Annotated in this window: 7 protein-coding genes; 2 read left to right on the top strand and 5 right to left on the bottom strand. The window is 61.7% G+C overall.

From position 1 onward, the window contains the following. Window positions 1-136: 136 nt before the first annotated feature. Window positions 137-1,057 (top strand): archaetidylserine decarboxylase, encoded by a 921-nt coding sequence (gene asd, locus E7813_RS11855; protein WP_291574061.1) that lies wholly within the window; start codon window positions 137-139, stop codon window positions 1,055-1,057. A gap of 19 nt (window positions 1,058-1,076) precedes the next feature. On the opposite strand, the gene E7813_RS11850 is transcribed toward asd, so the two are convergent. The 4 genes from E7813_RS11850 to E7813_RS11835 form a co-directional block, all read right to left on the bottom strand. Next, on the bottom strand, window positions 1,077-1,298 hold the full coding sequence (locus E7813_RS11850) for a hypothetical protein (protein WP_291574060.1): 222 nt from the start codon (window positions 1,296-1,298) through the stop codon (window positions 1,077-1,079). 269 nt (window positions 1,299-1,567) lie between these two features. Beyond that, the gene (locus E7813_RS11845) at window positions 1,568-1,762 is read right to left on the bottom strand and encodes a hypothetical protein (RefSeq protein ID WP_291574058.1); all 195 of its coding nucleotides are present in this window, start codon (window positions 1,760-1,762) and stop codon (window positions 1,568-1,570) included. 135 nt (window positions 1,763-1,897) lie between these two features. Beyond that, window positions 1,898-2,620, bottom strand: coding sequence for a Crp/Fnr family transcriptional regulator (locus tag E7813_RS11840; protein WP_291574056.1), 723 nt, complete (start codon window positions 2,618-2,620; stop codon window positions 1,898-1,900). Window positions 2,621-2,681: 61 nt separating this feature from the next. Further along, window positions 2,682-3,863: an NADH:flavin oxidoreductase/NADH oxidase gene (locus E7813_RS11835; protein WP_291574054.1), complete on the bottom strand. Its 1,182-nt coding sequence runs from the start codon at window positions 3,861-3,863 to the stop codon at window positions 2,682-2,684. A gap of 121 nt (window positions 3,864-3,984) precedes the next feature. Here E7813_RS11835 and E7813_RS11830 point away from each other — a divergent pair, with 121 nt between their 5' ends. Beyond that, window positions 3,985-5,241, top strand: coding sequence for a cobalamin-independent methionine synthase II family protein (locus E7813_RS11830; RefSeq protein ID WP_291574052.1), 1,257 nt, complete (start codon window positions 3,985-3,987; stop codon window positions 5,239-5,241). 37 nt (window positions 5,242-5,278) lie between these two features. On the opposite strand, the gene E7813_RS11825 is transcribed toward E7813_RS11830, so the two are convergent. Further along, window positions 5,279-6,271, bottom strand: coding sequence for an Ldh family oxidoreductase (locus E7813_RS11825; RefSeq protein ID WP_291574051.1), 993 nt, complete (start codon window positions 6,269-6,271; stop codon window positions 5,279-5,281). Between the last annotated feature and the right edge of the window lie 58 nt (window positions 6,272-6,329).

The following is a 6,329-nucleotide window of genomic DNA, read 5'->3' as shown; positions in this document are numbered from 1 at the left end:
GCCCGCGAGAGCGCCAGTCTCGCTTTTACCTTCGGGCCGACCGCCGCCGTTACGGCGATCGCGCCGGCGGCGAGGGACAGAATCGGAAGCTGCGAATCCATGACGACAACCGCTAACCAGTCCTGCTGACAGATTCATGACAGTCAAAAGCTTAATTGCGACCTTCACCCAGCAGGAAGACCTGAACTTTCTGTTGACCAATCGCATCCCGCGGGCGGCCGTAACCCGGTTCATGGGGTGGTTCAGCAAAATCGAGCAACCCCTGGTCCGGGATTTCTCGATCGCCTGCTGGCGGCTGTTTTCCGATCTCGATCTGACCGAAGCGCGCAAGACCAGCTTCAAGAGCCTGCACGATTGTTTCACGCGCGAACTTCGGCCCGGGTTGCGTCCATGCGATCCGGATCCGTCGGTTGTAGTCAGTCCCTGCGATGCCATCGTCGGCGCATTCGGGGCCATCGCGGACACCGAACTGTTCCAGGTCAAAGGCGCCGGCTATTCGCTGCTGGACCTGCTCGGCGATCCCGGCCTGGTGGAAGCGCACCGTAACGGGCGGTTCGTCACGTTGCGGCTGACTTCGAGCATGTATCACCGGTTTCACGCGCCGGCCGACTGCCGGATCGAACAGGTCGACTTCATCAGCGGCGATACCTGGAACGTGAATCCGATCGCGCTGAAGCGGGTTGAACGGCTGTTCTGCAAGAACGAGCGCGCGGTCATTCGAACGCGTCTCGACACCGGTGAAACCCTGACCCTGGTGCCGGTCGCCGCCATCCTGGTCGCGAGCATCCGCCTGCATTTCCTGGATCTCGTTCTCAACGCGGAAACGCGAGGCCCTGTCGTATTCCCTTGCGATGTAACCGTCCGCAAGGGAGATGAACTCGGATGGTTCGAGCACGGATCGACCATCATCGTGCTGGCGCCGGATCGATTCGAGTTTTGCGACAACGTGGCGGAATCGGGACGAATCCGCGCCGGTCAGCCGTTGATGCGAAAGCCGGCGCCGCCAGTGGGCAAAGCGCACGCCGATGCCAGCCCGGACGTCGTCGGCGCGAGTTGACGGTACAAACTGGAACTCCTCAGGCCGCTACATCCCATAATCGCGGCGAGCCTCTTACCAATACCTTGCGTCCCCTCGATGTAATGACCGCCCGATTCTCGTTCATGGCTGCGAGCTGCAGCGCGACGAGGGCTTCGAGGACCGATTGGTTCAAGACGGAAACCCTTGTTGTCCCCTTGCGAAGCGCCTTTAGCGTTTCCCATTGATCGGAGGTGAGGTCGTAGTCGAATTCTGCGTTCATGCTGCTGCCTCGGACACCCTGCTGTTTTCACGCGTGGCATACAGAGGCAGCGTGAACGCCCTGCGACCGCAATGCGTCGGGATTCCGATTTCGCCTGGCGCTGTTCAAAACGACAACGGTAACGCGGCTGTCACATCAACGTGTCATTGGGAGTATCGATTGCCTCGAATCGGGAATCCATGGCGGGTTTCATTGTTACGAACGCCGTTAAATTCGGACGATCGGCCGCGGCGTTTCGCTGCTGTTGGAAAATCGCGTAACAAGGATCGCTAGCGTGACGGCGGGGCATCCGCGGTCGCGAGCTCTGCCTGAACCGCCTGTGCGACCCAATTCGCGGTTGCCGGGTGACTGACCAGCAGGGCGATGCCCGCAACCACCACCAATATGTAGGCAAAAGTGATGACGATTAAGCGCCGGTATGCCTGACGATAGGTCCGTTCCAGTTGTTTTGCAGACGGCGTCATTGGCGACTCCCACATGGACTTTCGCCAATGGGAATACCTTCAGCCAGGCAATGCCGGTGTGAACCAGTTCACATGCGGGACAGACTATTTCGAGGGCCAACCGCGCGGAATTTCCGGCAAGGATCTATATGGCAGCTATTCGATCCAGCCTGCGGTGCTCGCCAGGACTTCCAGAGGCCGATAATCCAGAACAATGATGGCGCCATGTTCGAGCTGCACCCATTTGTTCGTCGCCCAGATGCTCAGCTGCTTGTTGACGCTTTCACGCGTGGTCCCGATCATCTCGGCGATCGCCTGCTGGGTGATCGCGATCGGGTGTGCCGCAGAACCCTGCGGATTCTTGTTCAACCGGATAAGCGTGCTGGCGAGTCGCCCGGGCAGCGTTTGAAGAATGATCTGCTCGATCTGCCCGCTGCTTTGCCGCAGCCGCGCGCAGAGCAGCTCTATGAGTTTCATCGACAGCGCCGGATGAGTTTTGAGGAACGGGATGAAATCCCTGCGGTCGATCACCAGGAGTTCGCAGTCGGTGTTGGCGATCGCATCCGTTGTTCGGGCGAGGCCGTCCAGCATGGCGATCTCCCCGAAAATCTCGCCGGCGCCTACCAGGTTGAGAATGACGCTGCGGCCGGTGACGGAGGAGACACTCATTTTGACCGTTCCGCTCACCACCGCGAACAGGGCATCCCCGGGATCGCCCTTTGAGACAACTGTCGCGCCGCGCTTGAACTTCCGGCTCTGGGCGTAGCGGCAAAGCTGGTCGATCGCGGAGCTTTCCATTCCATGAAAAAAAGGATGATCCCGCAGAACGGAAAATCTCTTGCCGGTCAGGGAGGGAGACGGGCTTTCGGGACCGGGCATTTGCAAATCCTGCGAGTTGCCGACCGCATTTACAGGGGAGATTCTACCAAGAAACCGCTTGTTATTCACCTCGCCTGACGATCCCTGTCGGGGTGGCAAACCCTTCGATGGTCCGAATTCGCTTCTCAAGCCACCAGCCGAATTCGGGGGGCCAGTCCTCGAATTTCTGGTTGATGCCGAGATCGTGGGCCCAGTGCTGGGCGATATTGGGATTGAATTGAGCTTGCCGGCCGACCGCGATGAGGTCGGCCTGCTTATTCTGAAGGATCGCTTCAGCCTGCCGCGCTTCGAGAATGATGCCAACCGCCATTGTCGGTATGCCCACCTCCTTGCGGACGCGTTCGGCGAATGGCACCTGGAAACCGAGGCCGCGCGGTACTTGAGCCGCCGTCGCCGAGCCTGAAATGCCGCCGGAGGAACAGTCGATCACGTCGACACCGCGGGCCTTCAACTCCCGGGCGAAGACTACCGTGTCATCCAGATTCCAGCCGTCCTGCGCCCCGTCAACGGCTGAGACGCGCACAAACAACGGCATTGTCTGCGGCATTTCGCGCCGCACCGCTTCGGCAATCTCGAGCGGCAGGCGCATGCGGCCCTCGCGGTCGCCGCCGTACCGGTCGTTGCGCGTGTTGGAAACGGGTGACAGAAACGAGGCGAGCAGGTAGCCGTGGGCGGTGTGAATTTCGATGGCATCGAACCCGGCATCGACGGCGCGCCGGGCCGCAGCTCCCCAGGTGCGCACCATCGCCTTGCATTCTTCGGTAGTGAGTTGGCGCGGGGTAAGCCATCCCTTCGCGACGGGCTCGCTGGTCGGACCCACGGGCTGCCACATCCTGGCGCCCGCCGCGATTTCCTGCGGGGTGAGCGGGCCCATGCCGTCGATCGCCCGCTGCGAGGACGACTTGCGCCCGCCGTGTGCGAGCTGAATGCCGATCGCCGTCTTCTCGCTCTTCATGAAGGCGATCAGGGGCTTGAAGCTTTGCACTTGTGCATCATTCCAGATGCCGAGGTCGTGCTCGTTGATCAGGCCGATCTCTTCGACGGCGGTCGCCTCGACAAAGACCAGCCCAAAGCCACCCAGGGCAAAGCGGCCGAGATGGACAATATGAAAGGTGTCGCAAGTGCTGCCGGGTCCGGCGCGGTAATGCACCATCGGCGGCACCACCAGGCGGTTCTTGAGGGTCAGGCCACGAATTTCAAGGGGCTGGAACAGCAGAGGTCGTGCAGGGTCGAGGCTATCCATGGGGCGGCCTGTCGGGTGAGGCAGAGATCGATGCGTGCAGCGCCGAATAATTCTCTATTTCGAGTCACAGGTCCAGCCGCCGAATCCGCAGAACTTGACGCCGGGTCGTCGGCCTGACCTCATGGAAGACCGCCTTTCAGGGCGCAGACCACGGCGCTATCAAGAGCTGCAACTCACGGAGGCCACGGTGCTCACTGTCACGCGCGATATGATTCTGCCTACCACCATCACCGGCTCCTACCCGCGGCCGCTGTGGTTTGACCGCAGCCTCGCCGGCCGATCGTTCAAGTCCGCGCTCGGCGATTCCCTGTTCCGCGAACAATATCTTGATGCTATCGCCAGCATCATCGCCGAACAGGAAGCCGCAGGGCTCGATATCGTGACGGACGGCGACAGCCGTTTCGATTTGACCGTGGGCGGCAAGTCCTGGTTCTTCTATCCGATTGAACGGCTCGGCGGTGTCTGCGGCCACCGCGACACCTCGCGGGGCTGGATGTCGCGCCACGGTCTGCGGCCCGGGAAGATCTTGTGGGAGGTGCAGGAGGCCTATCAACCCGGTATCGTGAAAGAGAAACTCACTCGGGGGCCGCTGGAATACGCCGCGCTCTGGCAGGTCGCGCAGCGCGTGACGGACCGTCCGGTGAAATTCGGCGCCATCTGCGCTCCCGCCGTGGCGTCGATGCTCTGGAATGAATTCTATGACGACGACAAGGCGATGATCCTCGATCTCTGCGACATCATGAACGCCGAGCTGCGCGACATGGCCGCGGCCGGCTGCCCGTTGATCCAGGTGGAGGAGCCGCCACACCACATGCGCGCGCAGCAGCCGGACTGTACGGATGCCGATCTCGAATTCCTCACCGACGCATTCAATCGCCAGCTCACCGGCGTGAACGCGGAGATCTGGGTACATACCTGCTGGGGCAATCCCAATCAGCAACGCGTACACTGGAAGGTGCCGAGCTACGAACGCGCTCTGCCGCATCTGCTGCAACTCAACTGCGATGTGCTGACGCTGGAATGTGCAAGCTCGGACGGGCAGGATTTGCATCTGTTCAAGCACATCAAGACCGACAAGAAGATCGGCATCGGGGTAGTCAACCATTGCAACACGGTGGTTGAACCGGCGGAGCACGTTGCGGCGCTGATCCGCAAGGCGCTGGAATATATCCCCAAGGAGCAGCTCGTCATCAGCACCGATTGCGGCTTTGGCCGCGAGGGGCTGTCGCGGCGGATCGCGTTTTACAAGTGTGTGGCCCTGGTCGAGGGCACCAATATCGTTCGCCGGGAACTCGGGCTGCCGGAAGCGCGCGTGCGGGCGGCCGATCCGAAGCTGTGGTTCGCGGGGCGCGAGAACCTGTCCGGTGATTGTCGTTGAGGCAATGCAATAGCACGGCATCGGTGTACTTCCGCGATCAGTTCGCGCGGGCACGCAGAGCGACGAGCGCATCGAATACCTTCCGATCGATGCTCAGGCCCTCGCGACGGGCGCGTTCCCGAGACCGAAACGCCCGCTCCGAAGGAATACGTATCTCGTCGATGCCGGCTTGGCGTGGCGTCGCCTTGATGCGTTCAATCAGCTCGGTCACGCGCCGGTTGAAAACGTCCGCAGGCCCAAGCAGGTCGGGCCGAAAGGCGATGAACAGATAGCCGTAGTCGCTCTGCTGTTCGGCGTCCGATCCGAGCAATCCCAACGCCTGTATCATTAGCGCCAGCCCGAAGCCTTTATAGCCGCCGAAAGGCAGCAATGCGCCGCGGCGTGCAAGCGCCGGATCCCTGGTCGGCTCACCATCGGGCCCGATGGCGACGCCTTCGGGAAGCAGTTCGCCCAAGCGCTCGCGCAGCATCACTTCGGTCATCATGTAGGAGGAGGTCCCCATGTCGAGCACGATGGGCCCGCGCGATGACGGGATTGCGATCGCAATTGGATTGGTGCCGAGCATCGCTTTGGCGCCACCGGGCGGGGCCACCAGTCGCGAGCTTGACGCGGTGTGGATCGCGACCAGGCCGGCCTTGGCGATCATCTCGACATAATAGGCGCTCCGCCCGCTCATCCAGGCATCGTTCACCGAAACCAGCGCAATCCCATGCGCGGCGGCCTTCCTGATCGCGGCCTCCGCCGCATGGAACAGCGACAGCATCCCGACATTGTTGCCGCCGTCAAAGGCGAGGGAGACGTCGGTCTCGCGCAACACTTTCATGGGCCGGCGCGGCAGCTTGAAGTGCTCGCTCTCCGGCAGGTTGAGGATCTTGGCCAGGCCCGAATATTCATAGCCGCACAACGCGGCATCGATGACATGATCGGCGATGATGCGCGCCTCGTCGGCATCGTATCCGGCGCCGCGCAACGCGCCCTCCGCCAGATCGCGTGCCTCCGCGACGCTCAGCTTGATCCGTTCCGGCGTCATGACGCAACCTTCCTTGGCCTCAACCTACCTCGGTCATATGAGCATAGTTGGCGGCGGC

This window comes from Bradyrhizobium sp., assembly GCF_004799405.1.
Taxonomy (GTDB): Bacteria; Pseudomonadota; Alphaproteobacteria; order Rhizobiales; family Xanthobacteraceae; genus Bradyrhizobium.
The sequence above is the reverse complement of the archived record's forward strand: the minus strand, read 5'-3'. Positions and strand labels throughout refer to the sequence as shown.

What these genes read in the sequence shown, in the direction of transcription:
- E7813_RS11830 (WP_291574052.1), top strand. Translation starts at nt 3,985, where the DNA reads ATGGAAGACCGCCTTTCAGGGCGCAGACCACGGCGCTATCAAGAGCTG.
- E7813_RS11825 (WP_291574051.1), bottom strand. Translation starts at nt 6,271, where the DNA reads ATGACGCCGGAACGGATCAAGCTGAGCGTCGCGGAGGCACGCGATCTG.
- E7813_RS11845 (WP_291574058.1), bottom strand. Translation starts at nt 1,762, where the DNA reads ATGACGCCGTCTGCAAAACAACTGGAACGGACCTATCGTCAGGCATAC.
- asd (WP_291574061.1), top strand. Translation starts at nt 137, where the DNA reads ATGACAGTCAAAAGCTTAATTGCGACCTTCACCCAGCAGGAAGACCTG.
- E7813_RS11835 (WP_291574054.1), bottom strand. Translation starts at nt 3,863, where the DNA reads ATGGATAGCCTCGACCCTGCACGACCTCTGCTGTTCCAGCCCCTTGAA.
- E7813_RS11840 (WP_291574056.1), bottom strand. Translation starts at nt 2,620, where the DNA reads ATGCCCGGTCCCGAAAGCCCGTCTCCCTCCCTGACCGGCAAGAGATTT.
- E7813_RS11850 (WP_291574060.1), bottom strand. Translation starts at nt 1,298, where the DNA reads ATGAACGCAGAATTCGACTACGACCTCACCTCCGATCAATGGGAAACG.